14 protein-coding genes and 1 riboswitch are annotated in these 19187 nt (G+C 44.4%); of the genes, 3 read left to right on the forward strand and 11 right to left on the reverse strand.

What is annotated here, in order from left to right; translation table 11 throughout:
• Window positions 1-363 precede the first annotated feature (363 nt).
• A riboswitch (TPP riboswitch) is annotated at window positions 364-459 on the forward strand.
• A gap of 69 nt (window positions 460-528) precedes the next feature.
• Window positions 529-2958 carry a TonB-dependent receptor gene (locus J6I44_RS09205; protein ID WP_265765788.1) on the forward strand — a complete coding sequence of 810 codons (2430 nt, stop codon included), beginning with the start codon at window positions 529-531 and terminating at the stop codon, window positions 2956-2958.
• 121 nt (window positions 2959-3079) lie between these two features.
• Here the strand turns inward: J6I44_RS09205 and J6I44_RS09210 are convergent, their stop codons facing one another.
• The 8 genes from J6I44_RS09210 to J6I44_RS09245 all read right to left on the reverse strand — a co-directional run bounded on the left by J6I44_RS09210 (window position 3080) and on the right by J6I44_RS09245 (window position 11320).
• The gene (locus tag J6I44_RS09210) at window positions 3080-4036 is read right to left on the reverse strand and encodes a DMT family transporter (protein ID WP_265765789.1); all 957 of its coding nucleotides are present in this window, start codon (window positions 4034-4036) and stop codon (window positions 3080-3082) included.
• 68 nt (window positions 4037-4104) lie between these two features.
• Window positions 4105-4635, reverse strand: coding sequence for a DUF2911 domain-containing protein (locus tag J6I44_RS09215; protein WP_265765790.1), 531 nt, complete (start codon window positions 4633-4635; stop codon window positions 4105-4107).
• Between the two features lie 359 nt (window positions 4636-4994).
• A complete protein-coding gene (gene msrA, locus J6I44_RS09220; RefSeq protein WP_265765791.1) occupies window positions 4995-5582 on the reverse strand; it encodes a peptide-methionine (S)-S-oxide reductase MsrA in 588 nt (195 codons plus the stop codon).
• Window positions 5583-5885: 303 nt separating this feature from the next.
• A complete protein-coding gene (locus tag J6I44_RS09225) occupies window positions 5886-6308 on the reverse strand; it encodes a DUF6567 family protein (protein ID WP_265765792.1) in 423 nt (140 codons plus the stop codon).
• Between the two features lie 196 nt (window positions 6309-6504).
• The gene (gene mdh / locus J6I44_RS09230) at window positions 6505-7461 is read right to left on the reverse strand and encodes a malate dehydrogenase (RefSeq protein WP_265765793.1); all 957 of its coding nucleotides are present in this window, start codon (window positions 7459-7461) and stop codon (window positions 6505-6507) included.
• Window positions 7462-7633: 172 nt separating this feature from the next.
• Window positions 7634-8509, reverse strand: a complete 876-nt coding sequence (locus tag J6I44_RS09235) for an NAD(+)/NADH kinase (RefSeq protein ID WP_265765794.1) — start codon at window positions 8507-8509, stop codon at window positions 7634-7636.
• Between the two features lie 5 nt (window positions 8510-8514).
• A complete protein-coding gene (locus J6I44_RS09240; RefSeq protein WP_265765795.1) occupies window positions 8515-9915 on the reverse strand; it encodes an ABC transporter substrate-binding protein in 1401 nt (466 codons plus the stop codon).
• 202 nt (window positions 9916-10117) lie between these two features.
• Window positions 10118-11320: a D-alanine--D-alanine ligase family protein gene (locus tag J6I44_RS09245; RefSeq protein ID WP_265765796.1), complete on the reverse strand. Its 1203-nt coding sequence runs from the start codon at window positions 11318-11320 to the stop codon at window positions 10118-10120.
• Between the two features lie 299 nt (window positions 11321-11619).
• Between J6I44_RS09245 and J6I44_RS09250 the strand changes: the two genes are divergently transcribed.
• Both J6I44_RS09250 and J6I44_RS09255 read left to right on the forward strand, forming a co-directional pair.
• The gene (locus tag J6I44_RS09250) at window positions 11620-12843 is read left to right on the forward strand and encodes a DUF4934 domain-containing protein (RefSeq protein ID WP_265765797.1); all 1224 of its coding nucleotides are present in this window, start codon (window positions 11620-11622) and stop codon (window positions 12841-12843) included.
• A gap of 372 nt (window positions 12844-13215) precedes the next feature.
• Window positions 13216-13491, forward strand: coding sequence for a hypothetical protein (locus J6I44_RS09255; RefSeq protein ID WP_265765798.1), 276 nt, complete (start codon window positions 13216-13218; stop codon window positions 13489-13491).
• Window positions 13492-13582: 91 nt separating this feature from the next.
• Here J6I44_RS09255 and recQ read toward each other — a convergent pair whose 3' ends face one another.
• From recQ to carB, 3 genes are all read right to left on the reverse strand, one after another.
• Complete coding sequence (gene recQ / locus J6I44_RS09260) at window positions 13583-15751, reverse strand: DNA helicase RecQ (protein WP_265765800.1); 2169 nt, start codon at window positions 15749-15751, stop codon at window positions 13583-13585.
• A gap of 41 nt (window positions 15752-15792) precedes the next feature.
• Window positions 15793-16179 carry a GxxExxY protein gene (locus tag J6I44_RS09265; protein ID WP_265765801.1) on the reverse strand — a complete coding sequence of 129 codons (387 nt, stop codon included), beginning with the start codon at window positions 16177-16179 and terminating at the stop codon, window positions 15793-15795.
• 104 nt (window positions 16180-16283) lie between these two features.
• Entirely contained in the window at window positions 16284-19121 is a 2838-nt protein-coding gene (gene carB / locus J6I44_RS09270; RefSeq protein ID WP_265765802.1) for a carbamoyl-phosphate synthase large subunit, read from the reverse strand.
• Window positions 19122-19187 lie beyond the last annotated feature (66 nt).

The raw sequence follows: 19187 nt of genomic DNA on the forward strand, positions 1-19187 counted from the left end.
TCAATCTCCCTAAATCCCTCTTCTCCAAGAGGGACTTTCCTATTGCCAACTCGAAGCGTAATGCTTTTTATAGTTGTTAATTCTTGAGTTCCTCCTTGGAGAAGGAGGTCAGGAGGATTGATAGTTAGTATTTTTATACCATAAGAGGCCTATATAAGATTTTCTACCATGGTATGGAGGTTTTGCAAAACTCTATATTATCCGTTGTGAAGGAGTTCCGTTCCTGAAACTCATATCTTGCAACCTGCCTCCTGCAACTTTCTTTTGAAGGTGAAGGGCCTCCGCAGGATTAAAATACAGCAGACCCAGCATTTTGTATTGAAGGTCAACATAACAGTCCTTATCTTTGCGGCACACAATTGAACCCACGGTTGGGGGTGCTTGCAACAGCAGGCTGAGATCATACCCTGAGAACCTGACCCGGTTAACACCGGCGTAGGGAAACCCGGCAGCCTTTTGCTGCCTGTGATCAGCATTTCTTGCAAGTTCATCTCCCGCTCTTATCATTTCAATAAGACGGAGGAACTTATGTTTACGAAACAGTTACTACGCACAGCCTTTCTGTGCACTTTTATGGCGATGAGCACGATGCTTATGGCCCAGCAAACCATCACCGGAACCATTTCGGACGCCCAAACGGGGGAGCCGCTCCTGGGAGCTAATGTCCTGCAAATGGGTACTTCAAACGGAGTATCAGCAGACGGTGAAGGAGCTTTCAGGCTTACGCTATCTGATAGTGGACGAGCACAAATCAGGATTACGTTTGTTGGCTATCAAACTCAGAAGATTGCTCTTGAGGAATACGAGTCGCCGATCCAAATTGCATTAAAGCCGCGAGCTATCATTAGCAACGAAGTTTTTGTTGAGGCTCTACGTGTTGATGAAGGATCGCCTATGGCGTATGAAAATATCGACCGCACGGAAATCCAGGAGAAAAATTTAGGCCAGGATATGCCCTACATGCTCAGTGGCACCCCCTCGGTCACTACCACTTCGGATGCCGGTGCGGGCGTCGGTTATACGGGGCTGCGCATACGCGGTGTGGACCAGGGGCGTATTAATGTGACGATCAACGGTATACCCGTTAATGATGCCGAATCACATGGCGTTTGGTGGGTCAATATGCCGGATTTGGCCTCATCGGTTGAAAATATCCAGGTGCAGCGCGGAGTGGGAACGTCCACGAACGGATCAGCGGCCTTTGGGGCAACCATGAATATCCAGACTTCCCAAATGCAGCCCGAAGCCTATGGCAAAGTTAATACTTCGGCAGGATCTTTTAACACAAAAAAAGCTAATGTGATGTTGGGATCCGGCCTGATGGACAACGGCTGGCAGTTCCAGGGGCGCTTATCCAAAATTACTTCCGACGGATATATTGATCGGGCGGCATCAGATTTGAAATCGTTCTACCTGTCAGCCGCTCATAACGGAGATCGTAGCTTATTGCGGGCGGATGTGTTTTCCGGGCAGGAGGAAACCTACCATGCGTGGAACGGCGTTTCAGAAAGTAGACTGCAAAGCGGTGACCGGACCTATAATTCAGCCGGTACCGAAAAGCCAGGGGAACCGTACGAAGATCAAACAGACAACTATCAGCAGGACCATTATCAATTGCACTACTCCTACCAGTTGGCTGATAATTGGAATGCTAACGCTTCGCTGCATTACACCTATGGAAGGGGATATTACGAGGAGTATAAAGCCAATCAAACCCTTAGTGATTACAGTATAAATCCTATTCAATTACCGGATACCACAATTGCTCAGAGTAACCTGGTACGTCAGTTATGGCTGAAAAACCATTTTTATGGAGGCGTATTTTCAACGGATTATGAGAAAGAAGATCAGTGGTCCCTTACCTTAGGTGGTGGATATAATGAGTACGATGGCGATCACTATGGAGAAGTCGTTTGGTCTCAATACATAGGAGATAGTGAAATTGATGAACAGTATTATCTTAACAATGGGTTTAAAACCGACTTCAATACCTACTTAAAAGGTCAGTTTTATCTGACGGATCAGCTTACCGCTTTTGCCGATGCCCAAATTCGGCGCATCACCTACAAGTTTTTGGGTAAGGATCGCCAGCAGGGACCCAATGGCAGCGAGCAGGTTGTTGATGTACAACAAGCTGATGAACTGACGTTTTTTAACCCTAAAGTAGGGTTAAGCTATCATTTTTGGGAACACCATCGGGCGTATGCTTCCTTCAGTGTCGCTAATAAAGAGCCGACGAGGGATGAATACGTAAACTCTACTCCCGAAAACCGTCCGCGCCATGAATCGCTCTACGACTGGGAGGCGGGTTACAAAGGGTCGTTTGAGCAATTTTTTGTTGAGGCCAATTTTTACTACATGGATTACAAAGACCAGCTTATTTTAACCGGAGAAATAAATGATGTGGGATCTTACACCCGTCAAAATGTGCCGGACAGTTACCGGGCGGGGATTGAATTGCAAGCCGGCGTACAGCTGTGGCCTTTCCTGGAATGGTCGGGCAATGCAACCTTGAGTCGAAATAAAATCCAGGGCTATACCTATTACCTGGATAACTACGATACCGGCGGGCAGGAATCTATCCGTTATAAGGGTCCCGATATTGCCTTTTCTCCAGATTTTATAGGGAATTCGAAACTACGGTTCAATTATGATCAGTTTTCCGCCGAATGGTCCACCAAATATGCTTCGCGGCAGTATCTGGATAATACGCAGAACCGTGGTCGGTCACTGGATGCTTATATCCTCAATGATGTCCGATTAGGCTATAGTTGGAATAACACTCCAGTGCTGGAAAATATTGAAGCTACGTTATTGGTCAACAATGTGTTGGATGAAATGTATGAGTCCAATGGATATACTTATGGATATATCTCCGGAGGGGAGCAGCAATTCTTTAATTATTACTATCCGCAGGCTGGACGCAATTTTTTACTGCAGCTCTCGTTTAATTTTTGATAGATATGTGTGATACCTCTGACAAGCACAAAAAGGGCAGGCCATCTCGGTCTGTCCTTTTTATTATTTGTTCAGAACCTGAGTTAGTCAGGAGCAGGAGGGAGTTAGCTTGAAGGTACTGTTAATTATCTTGCTTGGTTGAGGCAACCATGGAGAGATCTTCCTCCAGGCGTTTTTGGGATTCCAGATCCCGGCTTTTTCGGGCATCAATAACCTGTATAAAGATGGCGCCGCTTATGATAAACAGGGCAGAAACAATTTCAAGAAATGAAGGGTTCTCGCCAATGCTAAGCCAGGCTATTAGTAAGGCGGCAATGGGAACCAAATTCCCATAGAGTACCACTTGGGTAGGACCTAACTTCTTAAGCGCTCGTACTTTAATCCATTGTCCCATACCGACGCCTATTCCGCCACCGGCAATAATAGCAATCCAGGTCCAGAAGCCAAGGGAAAGCCATGCTTCTTGGATGAGAGCAGGAGAGGCGATGAGCAGGTAGAGCGAACAGCCGATAGCGGTACGTATCGTGACAATGGGAATAGATCCATATTCTCTGGCTAGTGGTTTGATGAGGTGAAGCTCTATCACTGTCAGTATTAAGGCTATAATCAGGATCAAGTCTCCCAGCCAGTAACCCTGGTTAGGCCGAATGCCATCCCATGCTAAGATTATGGTACCTGCTACAGCCAATATAACGCCGGCATAGCCAAACTGCCCCATTCGTTCCGTGCCAAACAGGTAGCCCCAAACCGTGCTTATGGCCGGTCCTAGTGCCAGCCAGAGCGAAGCGCGCGCTCCGTGGGTAAGCCCCAACCCTTCAATGCCCAGCCAGGGGGCGAGGGTGGCTCCTATAAAAGAGATGAGGAGTAGCCGGGGCCAGTGTTCTTTTTTTATACTGGGGATAAAGGGAATGGGTCCGCCGTTACGCCGACAATCCGAACGATACTTACAATACATGATCAGCAGCATTGCCATGCCTCCCACGGCAAATCGCGATACACTAAAAGAAATGGGAGCCATCTCTTGCAAAGCAAGCTCTGCAAGAATGAAGTTGGCTCCCCAAATAAAAGTAAATAACACAAGCATACCATGATGAGAGACAGCCCCACCATGGACCCTGGTTGTATGCTGATGTTTTGAAGAAATGGTTATACCTTAATGGTGAAGGGCACTTTTACATCATCCCAACGTAAAACGGCCGTGCCAGAAGTTTGGGTTATATCGGTAAAGTAGAACATCATCTGTTCCATCATTTCTGCTTCCATGGGTTCTACCTCTACCTGTATAACATCTTGGTTCTCATCGTATTGTGTGCCCCAGGAAATTTTTTCATTGAAGATGATCGTCCATTGATCTTCTCCGGGAATGGTATAAAGTGAATACGTTCCTGCAGCCAACGCTTGGCCTTCAATTGTTACATCTTCGGAGAAGGTTATGGTAGTTGATTCATTAGCTCCTGTTCTCCATACTTCGCCAAAGGGAACCAGTGATCCTCCGAAAACCTCTCGGTCGTTAACCGAGGGCCGACTGTAACTGATGGATATTATATTTGTACCAATGGTTTGGCTTACCGTTGCATTAGGACTGACACGAGCTTCTTCATTACCCCGCTCCTGAGCTAAGACTGTATTATTAACTCCTGTTAACAGTACAGCTAACAGTCCAATTGCGGTTAGCATGCTTACCTTTTTCATAATCATCACCTATCATTTTAAGTAGTTAAGTTTCTTTATATACGGCCCTGTAACTAAAATACAGAAAGATTATTCACCATTGATTAAAAAACGTAAAAGAAATTACCGTTCCAAACGGCTTGGGAAGGCTTTGGCTTGTAACTGGTACTGGACAGATGACAAGTTCGGTTTTGCAAAGCCTCCTACAAAAAGAAATATGCCGTTGTGATCCACCACCCGAGGTGAGAAAGCTCTTATATGAGAAGTGGATCCATGATCTTAAAACAAGAAGATTAAAACCTTAATACTTATTTTGAGATACCCCGTCGTTATATCTCTCGAAGCAGCAAGTTGAGCGGAATTTTTTATTTCTTGCTATCCTTTAGCATATCCGAAAATTCTTTACGGAATTTTTTGAGCTTTGGAGCAATGACTACCGTACAATAACCGGCGTTAGGGTTATTTTCATAGTAATTCTGGTGGTAATTTTCTGCCTTGGAATAGTTGCTGAGGGGTTCTATTTCTGTGACAATCGGATCTTCCCAAAGGTCAGAGGCATCTGTTTCTTTGAGCGACTGCTCAGCAATTTTTTTCTGCTCTTCATTATGATAGAAGATTACGGATCGATATTGAGGCCCTACATCGGCTCCCTGGCGATTTTTAGTCGTTGGATTATGGGTGTGCCACAAGACCGTCAATAGCTCGTTATAAGAAACAACCGAAGGATCAAAAGCAATATGTGTAACTTCGGCGTGGCCGGTCGTTCCGGAGGATACCTCCCGATAGGTTGGGTTTTTAATCTCGCCACCGGCATAGCCCGCTACCACACTTTTCACTCCTTTTAATTCTTCAAAGATAGCTTCTACGCACCAAAAACATCCCGCACCAAAGGTGGCTTCCTGTAGGTTGGTATTTTCTGTGGATACAGGTTCAGCAGATTCAGTGTTCTTCATGTCCCGTTGATCTTGTGCATTACAGTTAGTGATGGCAAATAGCAGTAGGCCGGATAACAAAAAAGGATAAAAATTCTTCATGGTAACAATTACGTTGTGAGTACTACGTCCAAATATCTACTACGTAAACATACATTAGATGGGTTTTATTTCATCACATTTGTATAACAAAAATATCACAATATATTCTCAAAATATGCACAAAAATGAAAGGCTGAAAATATCCTGCCCAGGTAATCTTTGAATAAAGGGTAGCTGGATTAGGAGATTCGGGACGACCTCAAGAGCTACCCCTGTTCTTTTTTAGTCATCAAATTCGATAACGTCTGCCCGAACGGATACCGTCGGTTTCGTATATAACAAGAGATTAAGGGATTCCGTGTCGTAGCGGACGTTGATGAGTGCCAGGTTACGACCTTCTACATCACCATACTTTTCTCTGAAGTTACCCCATAAATCGTTGATTGCTTCTCCATAGAGCATACCACTACCTGATACACGTGCTAAGGCAAACGTTCGGACTTGCTGGTTAATGTCCCCGCTAACTCCCAAAATATAGCCAGCGGATGACTGGCCGGTTATATCCGTAGCCACAATGTTATAGTTATCTTCCGATAGTTGTGTTTCAGTAATGTTAGCGGTATTAAAAGCTCCAGAAGAGGCGCAACCGATGACGATGCTTAACGAAATTATAACAAGTAAAATGTGAGTATATAATCGTTCCATTTTCTCAACCTTTTGAACAGGATTATTTTATTTCAAGTTTCAAATAATTCCAATAACTATCAATAGAATAATTATGTTGAGACCATAAAAAAGAGAGGTAATATTGATAAAATACAAAAGGCCCCGCTATGGTCGACGGAGCCTTTTGTTTAAATGCAAGTAGTGAAGAAGCCTTACGTCTTCAATTTATTGCGATTTATTTGTCCATCAGCTTGCGGAACTCTGAAAGCACAGAGTGCACATGATCGGCTGATGTATCCATAAGTTGTTGTTCTTCGTCGTTTAAGTCAACCTCAATTATTTTCTTGATTCCGTCTTTGCCAAGCTTAACGGGAACGCCTAAAAAGAGCTCTTCATGCCCATATTCGCCATTTAGGTAAGCTGCGCAAGGGAAAACGCGGTTTTGGTCAAGGATAATAGCTTCTACCATCTGTGCAGCAGCAGCACCGGGAGCGTACCAGGCTGAAGTACCCATCAGGTTGACGAGTTCGCCGCCACCACCTTTGGTACGTTCGACAATTTCATCCAGCTTGTCTTCATCAATAAACTGGGTTACGGGCATACCAGAAATAGTAGTGAAGCGAGGAAGGGGAACCATGGTATCTCCATGTCCACCAAGCAGTAACGCTTGGATATCCTTAGGAGAAACATCAAGCTCTTCGGCTAAGAAGGAGCGGTAGCGGGCGGTATCCAAAATGCCAGCCATACCCATCACACGATTAGAATCGAGTCCGCTGGTTTCATAGGCAACCTGTGCCATCACATCGAGCGGGTTAGATACAATAATTAAAATAGTATTTGGTGAATGCTTGACCAGCTGCTCAGTAACGGAGCCTACAATGTTAGCATTGATTTCAAGCAGATCGTCGCGACTCATTCCCGGACGACGTGGAACACCGGCGGTGATAACACATACATCTGATCCGGCTGTGTCTTCATAGTCAACGGTTCCGGTTAGCTTGGTATCAAACTTGTGGATAGGCGACGATTCCCATTGATCAAGGGCTCGTCCTTTGGATGGGTAAAATTTTTCTCCGTCTTTTTCTTTAACGATATCAACCATTACCACTTCTTTGGCAAAATCGCGTTGGGCGATAGACATAGACACCGTAGAGCCAACATTACCGCCAGCACCGACTACTGTAACTTTCATAGGATTAATCATTTTTGAGAATTAAAAATTTCGCTTAAAGATAATGATTGAAAGTTGAAAGTATAAATTTTGGAAGGGGAAAAGTGGGAAGAAGTGAGTGAGAGGCGAAAAGTGAGAAGTCAGGACGAGGCAGTGTTTATAAATGTTTCATATCCATCTTCTTGCTTCTCACTTAGCTTCGTTCTTCTCTCGAATCCATGCCCCACATCAGTTTGTGGCGGAGGGTATCAAAATAGCTCTGGTTGGGCAGTTCAATTAAATCAATGGTAAAGTTGGAACGCTTGATATTTACTTCAAAAGGATAGGTGTCAATTTTTTTAATCAGTCCGTCGTAGGAGAACAAGACCTCATGCTGTTGTTTCTCTACGGTAACTTTAAGTGACTTATCCGATGGTAGTACCAGCGGACGGGTTGTAAGCGTATGAGGATTGATAGGAGTAAGAACCATAACATCACTGTTTGGCATAACAATAGGCCCACTGGAGGATAAGTTATAGGCCGTAGAGCCGGTAGGCGAGGCGACAATAAGTCCATCAGACCAGTAGTTGTTGATAAACATATCATCATACTCTGCACTCACATTGACCATGGAGGTCGAATCTTTCTTAGAGAACAGAAACTCATTAAGTGCATGGTAAATCTGCCCCTGGTTATCTTCAGCCTCCAAAAGGTACCGTTTGTCAATGCGGTAGTTGCCTTCTACCAAATAATCTAAAGCCTGACTTATATTTTCTTTCTGGGTATAGGCCATGAAGCCAAGGCGTCCACTGTTAACACCCAGGATAGGCTTCTGGATACTTTTCATCAGCCGAGCAGTGTAAAGCATGGTTCCATCGCCCCCAACAGCTATAACGATATCAGCCTGATCAATGGCTTCTTTTTCACTGTCGGTTACCACCGCCGACTTATGGTCTTCTCCATCATAAAGCGCCTGTAACTCTGTACAAAATACAATTTTAACCCCGCTTTTATCTGCCCAGCGCAGGATATTCACAAAGGACTCTTTTACTGAATACTTCTGGGGATTTGCTACAACTGCAAATTTCATGAACGTCAATTTATATTTTCAAGAGCTGGAATCTCAGTGCTTCGGAGATTAATCCACCACGGATACTGGTTCGTGCTGACACCTTCAACGGCCTGATGTGCCAGTGTATAGGGCTGAAGCGTAAAACTCAGGATAACAGGCTGTTCTTGCCAGGCTAAGCTTGGAATAAGTGGCATAGTCCGAGTGAAAAACAAGCCCGTTTCTTTGGTTGGGATATGAAGGTCACTGATAGCAAATTGAACGCCTTGTTCTGCAAGCGCATTCCCCAGGTGCTGTAAGACTATCTTTTCAAAAGGTCCCTCTGGAGCTGTTGCTCTAATTTGTAAGTTAGACATAGAAGCCACCTTGGAGTCATCGGTAACCAAGGATGGGTTACTAATAACTGAACTTAGGTTTGCAAAAAGAGAATCCAGGTTGGGTTGTACTTGTTGTGCAATATCAGTTCCAGTATCCTGAGAAATATCAGAGCCGGTATATCGGCGGAGATTAAATTCCGTGCTGGCATTTGATCGCGAAAGGCGGTATCGGCCGCTATAAGAGGAGGCAAGTTCATTATTTTCCGTTAGCAGTTGTTGGCTAAGGCTGGGACCAAGTTCCGATAAGTAATGGATGTCTCCGGCTTCCATTGCTTGCCATAATCCCGATTCGTTGTCGCTTGTAACCATATCGATTCGATTGAGTTCGATATCGGAAGCTGTGTGATAGTTTTGGAATTTTGCAAAGATAAAAGTGGAATCGTTAGTCTGCTGAGAGAACGAAAAGGGTCCGGAACCGACAGTCTCAAAATTATTTTGACCATTGATGGCCTCTTTGGGATAGATAACCGCAAGAGGAGTCGCTAATTTCTGCAGGAAGTCCGGATCTGATTCGTTAAGGTTAAAGACAACCGTTGTATCGTTGGGAGCCGTAATTCCGGAAATATCATCCAGCTTCCTGGATGAAGAGTTATACACGTAGTGCTGTTCTCGAAAATAGGCTTCAAACCCTTGAATATTCATAAAAAGGCGGGCAGCGCGATCGGATACGCCCGGCTTGGCCATTCTCTTAAATATAAATTTCACGTCACCAGCAGTGAGTTTGCGACCGGTTCCGCTGCCAAAGATATCGCTGTCGTGGTAGAATATATCTGGTCTGAGATGAAAAGTATATTGATAACTGTTATTGGAAGATGTCCATTTGCGTGCAACGGCGGGGACAATATCTCCGCCTTCATCAAAGCGAACCAAGCCTTCATAAATAAGTTGTATGGCATGCATTTCGGATGTGGTTGCCGCCAACAACGGATCAAGTGAACGGATAGGAGTTAGTTCTCCAATATTAAGCTGGTGGAAACTGGCATCTTGCTGGTCGGGCACGGTCTGTTGGACCGTATCCTCGGTTACGGCAGTATCAGGAGTTCGGTCCACGACAATAGTTTCGGGCTGTTTACAAGCAACTGCGATCCCGAGAATAAAAAAGAATGTAAGTAACCGTTGAGTAGAATATAAGAGGCTTATCATCGGATAACGTGATTAATGGACGTTATAATGTGACAATATCTGTTCAGATGTTAGGCTTAATATACGAGGAATCATTTTTTTGAGTTTTATAAAAGCACTGGATCAATGCCTATGAAGATTCCTGTTTGGTTCCCTTTAAGCCTTTGATACCCTTCATTGCCTTTTCGCTTAACAAATTGGTATCATATGATCGTATACGACCTATTTTCTGTTGATGCTGCTTTAAGCCGATTTCAATTAACTTTAGCATTAATTCGCGCATATTCATTCCGCTTTCTTCCCAAAGATAAAAAGAAAAAGAGCCCGGAATGGTGTTTATTTCATTAAAATAAATATCTTCGGTCTCCGCATTTACTAAGAAATCGAGGCGGGCCACTCCGCTGGCACGGAAGGTCTTAAAGATTTTCCGGGAGAGCGATTGGATTTTATCGGTTAGTTCATCAGAGATATCTGCGGGAATAATACGATCGGCCGAGGCCATTCCTTTTTGTCTGCTACCGTCGCTCTGATATTTATCTTCAAAGGAGAGCGTTTCTTCCTGCCCCAGTGGACGCTCACAGACACTGTGCTGCATATCTTCGGGAGCCCCCAATATTGAACAGTTGATTTCCATAAGTGGTGAGACGGCCTTTTCAACCATCAGGTTGTTATCAAAGCGGAAGGAAGTTTCTACAGCTTCGATCAGGTCCTCTTCATCATCAGCTCTGGCAACGCCGATGCTGCTGCCCAATGTTACCGGCTTAATGATAAGCGGGTATCCTAATTGTTGAGCCTGACTGGTAATAGCTTGCTGGTCTTTGGCCCACTCGGCTTCATCGAAATCAAATCCTTCTACCACAGGAATGCCGTGGGCCCGGCACAGCTCCTTGGCTTTTACTTTGTCCATCCCCAGGCTGGAGGCGAACACACGACTGCCGGCATAGGGAATGTTGTACATTTCGCAGGCGCCCTGGAAGGCTCCATTTTCTCCTTCTGAACCATGGAAAGCAGGAAGGACGGCATGGATGGGGTACTGTTCCCGGGATCCAAAAAAACTTTTCTTTTCAGTCTCCTGTAACACCGGCTTGCCCAAATCATTATGAGCAAAAGTACAGGGCGTAGCTTGGTTGATCAGGGCATCAAGGTCTTGGTAATTTTCGAGATCAAGGAGGGGAGCACCTGTTAACCAGCGACCCGACTTGGTTACATAGAGGGGAACAATATGATACTGGGTGTCTTCCAGTGAGGCGATGGCCTGCATGGCTGATAATACGGATACTTCATGCTCGGGGGAAACGCCTCCAAAAGCAACAATGATATTTTTACTGCTCATAAATAGCGGTACAATTTGGTGTTAACTCTTTTCCGAATGATAAGAAAAGATCACCTTAGATGTAGGCCTGATATTATATCGGCTGGGAGAGGATAGTTCATCCTTTGATTTATTTGAATTTTGTGGTTTAAAGCAGACCTCAGTTGGTCTTGGAAAAAAACAGGTATTTGGATACTATGTAGATAATATTTAGATTTTCTTCTCTAACAGAGTCAAAATTTTAAGATCGATATCTTGATATTAATTATTAAGTAAGCCCTCAATAAGAGTATGAGGGCTTTGAATCTTACCAATCATTTATGCGATATTTCTATTCATCAGTAGTACTCTGCATATTACTTTTTGCTTGTTCCGGTCAGAATGGTCCTTCAAAATCAGGAGAAAAAGTAACTACCATTGAGGTTGATATAGATGAGGCAGAGCCTATTCGAATGTCCGAATACTTCTCGGACATCAATTACTTTTACCTGGAATCACCGGATGAGCGGCCTATCGGCAGAGTCTGGAAGATGATGTTTCAGGATAACTATATTGCTTTGTATGATCGAGCAAGGGGGAGTATATGGATTTATACTAAAGAGGGGGAATTTGTAAATGAAGTAGAAATACCGGTAGGGAGGGGGCCCGGAGAATTAACTAATCATGAAGACGTTATTTTTACTAAAGATCATAAGTTTCATATTCTGGGACAACTTAAAATTGTAGTATATGGCATAGAGGGTAGCTTTGTTGAAGAGACAGCGTATCATTTTTGGGCTTATGATTTTACCTATAACCCATCGACGAAAGAATATATAGGTTATGCCAGTAATTCCTTGAACCGGGATCAATTGAATAGGCATGGTGGAAAAAACTTGCTCTACTTTGATAAAAGTGGTGAAATAACGCAAAGTTTTCTGTCTATAGGAAAGGGAAAAGAGCAGATCGGGTATAATATTCCTAATAATTTTCCAACCTATAATGGTGATCAGCTTTTTATTTCGCACTTGGTTGATACCGTATATTCAGTGCATAAAAATGGAGTAATTCCTAAATATGCGTTAGACTATGGTGAATATGCTATCCCTCAAGAAGTATTTGGAAGGAGGTATGATTATCGGAAGAATATGTACAATTGGGGAGAGTTCTTAGAGAAAGAAATTGAGAGTAAAGATTATATCGCCTATCTGTCATATTTTAATGAGACAGATAAGTTTATAAATTTTGATATAGGTACAGGCGAAGAGAATTTCGTTGTATTTTATAATAAAAACACATGTGAGACTCGGGTTGCATCCGATAAAATGATCAATGATATTGATTACGGTTTGGCGACCTACATATACGAAGCCCATGACAATGTTTTATATACAGTTATTGGGGCAAATACCCTGCTTAGGCATTTGAATGATCTATATGAAAATGAGCCCCAAAAATATAAAAGTCCCAAAATGAAGGAACTTAGAGAGCTGGCCCATTCTATTGATAAAAATCGCAATCCCATTTTAATGGTTATGCCTTTTAAAGAGAAGAATGGGGAATAAAGTTATAAAGAGGTCAAACAGTACTTTCTGGATTGCGATTTGCGGTTTGCTGGTTCTCCTGAACGTGCATAGTTTTTATCAAAAAAGAGCATTATTCAAGATTTCGAAGTATCAAAAACATCGATAATTGAAAATCAGGAAAAAGTTCACAAGCGTTTGTTGGAAATGTTATCGACAGGGAGATGCTCTATTATAAAAGCGAAGGTAAACGTATTAATGAACAGTTAGTTAGTACTGTCTCGGGAGGTCAAGTCCAATTCACAAGTTCTTGTAGAAGATTTTCTCTCTAATAAGTGGACACTTGTTTTTGATTTAGCAAGTATAACCTGTACCAAGTGTACCGAGGGGAACTTAGAAAATGAGATAGATCTGGTGGAAGAGGTTGCTAAGAAAGTAGGCCAAGACAGGGTTTTAATCTTGGCCCGATATCGTAATCCGGAAGATATAGACCTTTTTAAAAGGTTGAATAACTTTGATTTAAACATATATAAAAAAGAAAACAATATTGGTCTTCCGGTCGAAAAAGAAGGTGTACCCTATATGTTTTTGGTTGGCCCGGACTTGAAGGCTCATTATCTATTTATTCCCGATCAAGAATTACCAATCTTATCTGAACGATATTTCCATTTGATAAAACAAAAGTTTTAGTAAATAGAATTCCCCGACGCTTTGCATCGGGGAGCGAAAAGATGTCATTCCAAACCCCAAAAGTAGTCGGGAGAGGCTTTATTTATAGTCTCTATTTCTGGGCCATATAATAGAGCTGCATGACGCGGAGCTCGCTGTACCCAACGGCCTTATCCAGCTTGTTGTAGACAATGCGCAGCATGTGGGCACCGACGTCATCCATAACTTCAAGCACTTCATCCTGTTTGCGCATAGAAAGGTCGGAAGCCGCAGCAATGCCTTCGGGACGCAACTTGTTGCCTTCTTTCAGGTAGGTTTTCAGGTGCTTAATGATGGTAACCTGCTTCACCCCGTGTTCTTCAGCCAGATGGTCGATGGATTGTCCATCATTGAAAGCCTGGCCCACTTGTTCAAAGGTTTCCCCGGTATATTTTTTCTTTTTGTTATGCAGCGACTTTTCCTGTTCCTCCAAGTCGTGCTCCTTACAGTACTGGCGGATGAGTTTAAGAAAATCCAGCCCGTATTTTTTCTTCTTGACTGATCCAACGCCATAAATCGGCATTAGATTATCCTTGCTTTGGGGAAAGTAATACGCCATCTCCATGAGGGTGGTATCCGGGAAGATAGCATGCGGTGGTACAGCCTGTTGGTCGGCCAGTTCTTTACGTTTATCCTGAAGCTGTTCAAACAGGTCTTTATCAAAGTTTTGTTCCACATCTGAAGAGGTACGCTCTATGGCCTCATCGCCAACCACCGTGTCGCTGCGATCTAAGGCACCAAAGACGTTTTCTTTGCCGTTGAGTACGGCCTTGGCCTGTTCGGTGAGATGTAGCACTCCGTGGTTTTCTTGTTGGGTCAGGTATCCTTGTTTGACGAGCATACGGCCAAGTAAAATCCATTGTTCTTTGGCCCACTCGTTCCCAATATTATACGTAGAAAGTTCATCATGGCCTTTTTCAACGATCTTATCTTTGGATGATCCCCGCAGGATATCAGCAATATAATAGGCATCGTGGGCTTGGTCCGTCCGGGCAATACAGGATAAGAACTTTTGAGCGTGAACCGTTAGGTCTTCCACTTCAGCATCGAGCGACAGACAGTTGTCGCACATACCACACTCATCCCGCTCATAGGTTTCACCAAAATAATTCATGAGGGGCACCCGGCGGCACTCATCATGCTCTAGGAAGTTCATCAAATCTTTGAGGTGTTTTTCGGCTACTTCTTTTTCTTTGCCTTCCTTCTGGTTGATGAAATACTGAATCTTCTGTTTGTCGGAGCGGCTGTATAACATCAGGCAGTCCGAGCGCAAGCCATCGCGACCTGCCCGGCCGATTTGCTGGTAATAGGATTCAATATTTTTGGGCATGTCGTAGTGCATCACAAAGCGTACATTCGGCTTATCAATGCCCATTCCGAAAGCAATAGTCGCTACAATGATAGAGATATCATCGCGAATAAACAGTTCTTGGTTACGGGCACGTAGCTTCTTGGACAACCCCGCATGATAGGGTTTTACGGAATGTCCTTCTTTCTTTAGTTCTACATACAGCTCTTCCACCTGCTTGCGAGAAAAGCAGTAAATAATGCCGGACTGCTTTTTGCGGGTATAAAGAAAATCGAGGGTCTGCTCTACAGGATCTTCCTTGTCAGCCACTTTCAGGAAGAGGTTGTCGCGATCAAAGCTGGCCAGGAATGTTTCCGAATCACCCAGCTTCAGGATTTCTTTGATATCTTGCCGAACCCGGGGTGTTGCGGTAGCCGTCAGTGCCAGGCAGGTGGCACCCGGAAAGTCTTTGCGAACCTCCGTAAGCTGGCGATAATCCGGACGAAAATCGTGCCCCCATTCCGAGATACAATGGGCTTCATCAATGGTGAACAGGTCTACTTGCTGGTTTGAAAGCAGTTCGCGCGTGCTATCCATCAAGAGGGTTTCAGGAGCTAGGTACAGCATTTTAACTTCTCCCCGCTTCAATTTTGCCACATTCTCCTCGTATTCATCGGGCGTAAGAGAGCTATTCAGATAAATGGCGGGAATATCATACTGACGAAGCTGTTCGACCTGATCTTTCATCAGCGAGATGAGCGGCGATACAACAATCGTCAGCCCATCGAAAAGAAGCGCCGGTATTTGATAGCAAAGTGATTTTCCTCCGCCTGTGGGCATAATCACAAGGGCATCTTCATTATTTAACACCTGCGATATTACATCCTCCTGAAGCGGTCGAAAATCTTCGTATCCAAAAACGTTGTTAAGTTTATTTCTGGCTTCTTTAATCATAGATCGCGGATAAAATTGATTAATCTGATTGCTCAGATATTCTATCTGAAATTACTATTAATAAAACGCTTAAAATTCAGGCTATTTTCACCAAAATTAATAAGCAATCCAATTTCTAATTGGAAAGCAGTAAGGTAATTCAGAATTTGATTATAGTGGGTTTCATTGATTTCTGATATAGCCTTCAGTTCAACCAATACTTTCTCTTCGACTAAAAAATCTGCTCTTCTTTTACCAACAGATTTTCCTTTGTAATACAAAGGCATCGAAACTTCTCGGTTAAAATTGATTCCATTGTTTTTTAATTCAATAGCCAGGCTGCGTTGGTAAATAACTTCTGGAAATCCATTTCCTAAATCAGAATGGACTTCCATCGCACTACCAATGATAGCACCTGTAATATCGCTGTATTTATAATTCTGACCCATTGATGACCAATTAAACAGATTGTGATTTAATAGTAAGAGACTTTAATCATCAAATCCTTACATAAAAAATCACTTAATCTGCTTAATCAGTTCAACCTGTGGTCCTATTTGCTTAAGTACAGGTTTTTAAACTCAAAGGGCTTCTTAAAGTGTTCATCATTGAAGTCCTTCATAAAGTAGATTGACTCACCGGTAGACTTCATTTCAGGCCCAAGTTCCTTCTTGACTTCAGGAAACTTGTCAAAGGGAAATACTGGTTCCTTAATGGCCCACTGGTCGAGCGTAGAGGTTAGCTCTTGCTCGCTGAAGTCGCTCAGCTTAGCTCCGAGCATTACCTTAACTGCAATCTGAGCTTCGGCTCGTCCAGTGGCCTTAGCTAAGAATGGGATGGTTCGCGTAGACCGTGGGTTTGCCTCCAGGACAAAGACTTTGTCGCCCTGTACGGCATACTGCACATTCAGGAATCCTTTGATGTTCATATTATCCGCAATCTTTTTGTGATACTCCTTAATCTTGTCAACGGCAGTATCGCTTAGCGAATAGGTTGGGATGACGGCCGTTGAGTCTCCAGAGTGTACACCGGCTGGCTCAATATGCTGCATGATACCGGAGATATGGAGCTCTTCTCCATCATATACGGCATCCACATCCACCTCTACGGCGTGTTCTAAAAACTTATCGATGAGGAAGGCATTCTCCGGATGCGTCTTCAGTACCCGTTCGGTATAGAACTCAAGCTCATCCTGTTTAACGGCAATACGCATTCCCTGTCCGCCGAGTACATAACTTGGACGGATAAGTACCGGATAATCAATACGATTTGCAATTTCGATCGCTCCATCCACATCCTCGGCCGTACCATAGGGAGGGAAGGGGATATCCAGTTTTTTCAGGAACTCAGAGAACGATCCGCGATCTTCTGCAAAGTCAATCATCTCAAAATCAGTACCGAAAATCTTGATGCCTTCTTCCACAAAGCGCTTGCCCAGCTTCAGGGCCGTCTGGCCGCCAACCTGCAGGATGACACCCTCGGGCTGCTCGTGCTCATAAATATCCAGCACACGCTCCCAGAAGACCGGCTCGAAGTAGAGCTTGTCGGCAATGTCGAAGTCGGTAGAAACCGTTTCGGGGTTACAGTTAACCATGATGGCCTCGTATCCCATATCCTGGGCGGCTTTCACGGCATGGACGCAGGAGTAATCAAATTCAATACCCTGACCAATGCGATTGGGACCACTGCCCAGAATCATCACTTTTTTCTTATCGGAGACGTCACTTTCATTCTCGCCTTCGTAAGCAGAATAGAAGTAAGGAGTTTCAGCGGGGAATTCCGCGGCGCAGGTATCAACCACTTTAAAGGATGGCTTCAGCCCAAGCTCTTTACGTCGGTCGCGCACTTCATTTTCCGTTACCTTTCCATTGCTCTGGCTGAGCATCCAGGCGATTTGTTCGTCGCCAAAACCAGCCTGTTTGAGTTCAAAAAAGTCCTCTTTGGAGATACCTTCGAGATTTTGTCCCTCTGTACGGTTTTCAAGGGAAACCATGTAGCGGATCTGCTGCAGGAACCAAGGATCAACTTTGGTAATATCAGCGACCTCTTCTACCGAGGCGCCCAGTTTGAAGGCGTTTCGGATATTCAGCATGCGATCCCAGTAGGGCTTGATGAGTCGCTCGCGAACATCTTTGCGATCCAGCTCTTCGTAGCCGTCGGCACCGAGACCGGCGCGACCAATTTCGAGTGACTGGAAAGCTTTATTAAGGGCTTCTGGGAAATTCCGTCCAATCGACATAGCTTCGCCCACCGCTTTCATCTGGGTGGTCAGTTCTTCATCCACATTAGGGAACTTCTCGAAGTTGAAACGAGGGGTTTTTACAATTACGTAGTCAATGGATGGCTCAAAGCAGGCTGAAGTGTTGCCTGTAATGGGGTTGGGCAGTTCATCCAGGTTGTAGCCTACGGCCAGCTTGGTTGCAATTTTAGCAATAGGATAACCGGTGGCTTTGGAGGCCAATGCAGAAGAGCGGCTTACCCGAGGGTTAATTTCAATAGCCACAAAGCGGTCGCTGCCCGGTTCAACGGCAAACTGAACGTTACAGCCCCCGGCAAAAGTCCCGATTGAGCGCATCATTTTGATGGCCGCATCGCGCAGCATCTGGAACTGTTTGTCGGTGAGCGTCTGCGATGGTGCTACCGTCACCGAATCGCCGGTATGTACGCCCATCGGGTCAATATTTTCAACGGTACAGATGATCACTACGTTGTCGTTCGGGTCACGCAGCAATTCCAGCTCGTATTCTTTCCATCCGAAGATTGATTCCTCGATGAGTACACGGTGTACGGGACTCATCTCCAACCCACGGCGGACTTTGCGTTCAAACTCATCTTCGCTCCATACGATACCGCCTCCGGCTCCGCCCATGGTAAAAGAGGGACGGATTACGATAGGGAGGCCACCAAGTTCTTCGGTAATTTCTTTGGCTTCCAGCAGCGATTCAGCAGCACGGCTTCGGCATTGCGGGATGTCAATTTCTTCCATCAGGTCGCGGAACTGCTGACGATCTTCCGTAATATCCACGGCATCAATATCAACACCGATAATCTGGATGTCGTGTTCCGTCCAATAATTCTCCTGCTGCAGGTCGCGAACAAGGTTCAGCCCGGTTTGTCCACCCATGGTAGGGAGTACCGCATCCGGATTTTCTTTTTCCACAATTTCCCGGATGGAGTCGAGTGTTAATGGCTTCAGGTAAATTTCATCGGCCATCATAGGGTCGGTCATGATGGTCGCCGGATTGGAGTTGATCAATACAACTTCATAGCCGTCTTCTTGCAAAGAGCGGCACGCCTGTGAGCCGGAGTAATCAAATTCGCAGGCTTGGCCAATAACGATAGGGCCTGATCCGATGATAAGAATTTTGTTAATGTCGTTGCGTCGTGGCATTGCTTTAGTAAGCTATTTTTATTCGAATTTTTTTGGATCTGATTTGTTGGGGCGTATGTCGATACG

The sequence above is a fragment of the Fodinibius salsisoli genome (assembly GCF_026229185.1).
GTDB lineage: Bacteria > Bacteroidota > Rhodothermia > Balneolales > Balneolaceae > Fodinibius > Fodinibius salsisoli.

Coding starts and splice junctions, on each gene's coding strand:
- recQ (WP_265765800.1), bottom strand. CDS start 15,751: ATGATTAAAGAAGCCAGAAATAAACTTAACAACGTTTTTGGATACGAA.
- J6I44_RS09235 (WP_265765794.1), bottom strand. CDS start 8,509: ATGAAATTTGCAGTTGTAGCAAATCCCCAGAAGTATTCAGTAAAAGAG.
- mdh (WP_265765793.1), bottom strand. CDS start 7,461: ATGAAAGTTACAGTAGTCGGTGCTGGCGGTAATGTTGGCTCTACGGTG.
- J6I44_RS09265 (WP_265765801.1), bottom strand. CDS start 16,179: ATGGGTCAGAATTATAAATACAGCGATATTACAGGTGCTATCATTGGT.
- J6I44_RS09205 (WP_265765788.1), top strand. CDS start 529: ATGTTTACGAAACAGTTACTACGCACAGCCTTTCTGTGCACTTTTATG.
- J6I44_RS09215 (WP_265765790.1), bottom strand. CDS start 4,635: ATGCTAACCGCAATTGGACTGTTAGCTGTACTGTTAACAGGAGTTAAT.
- J6I44_RS09250 (WP_265765797.1), top strand. CDS start 11,620: ATGCGATATTTCTATTCATCAGTAGTACTCTGCATATTACTTTTTGCT.
- J6I44_RS09245 (WP_265765796.1), bottom strand. CDS start 11,320: ATGAGCAGTAAAAATATCATTGTTGCTTTTGGAGGCGTTTCCCCCGAG.
- msrA (WP_265765791.1), bottom strand. CDS start 5,582: ATGAAGAACACTGAATCTGCTGAACCTGTATCCACAGAAAATACCAAC.
- carB (WP_265765802.1), bottom strand. CDS start 19,121: ATGCCACGACGCAACGACATTAACAAAATTCTTATCATCGGATCAGGC.
- J6I44_RS09225 (WP_265765792.1), bottom strand. CDS start 6,308: ATGGAACGATTATATACTCACATTTTACTTGTTATAATTTCGTTAAGC.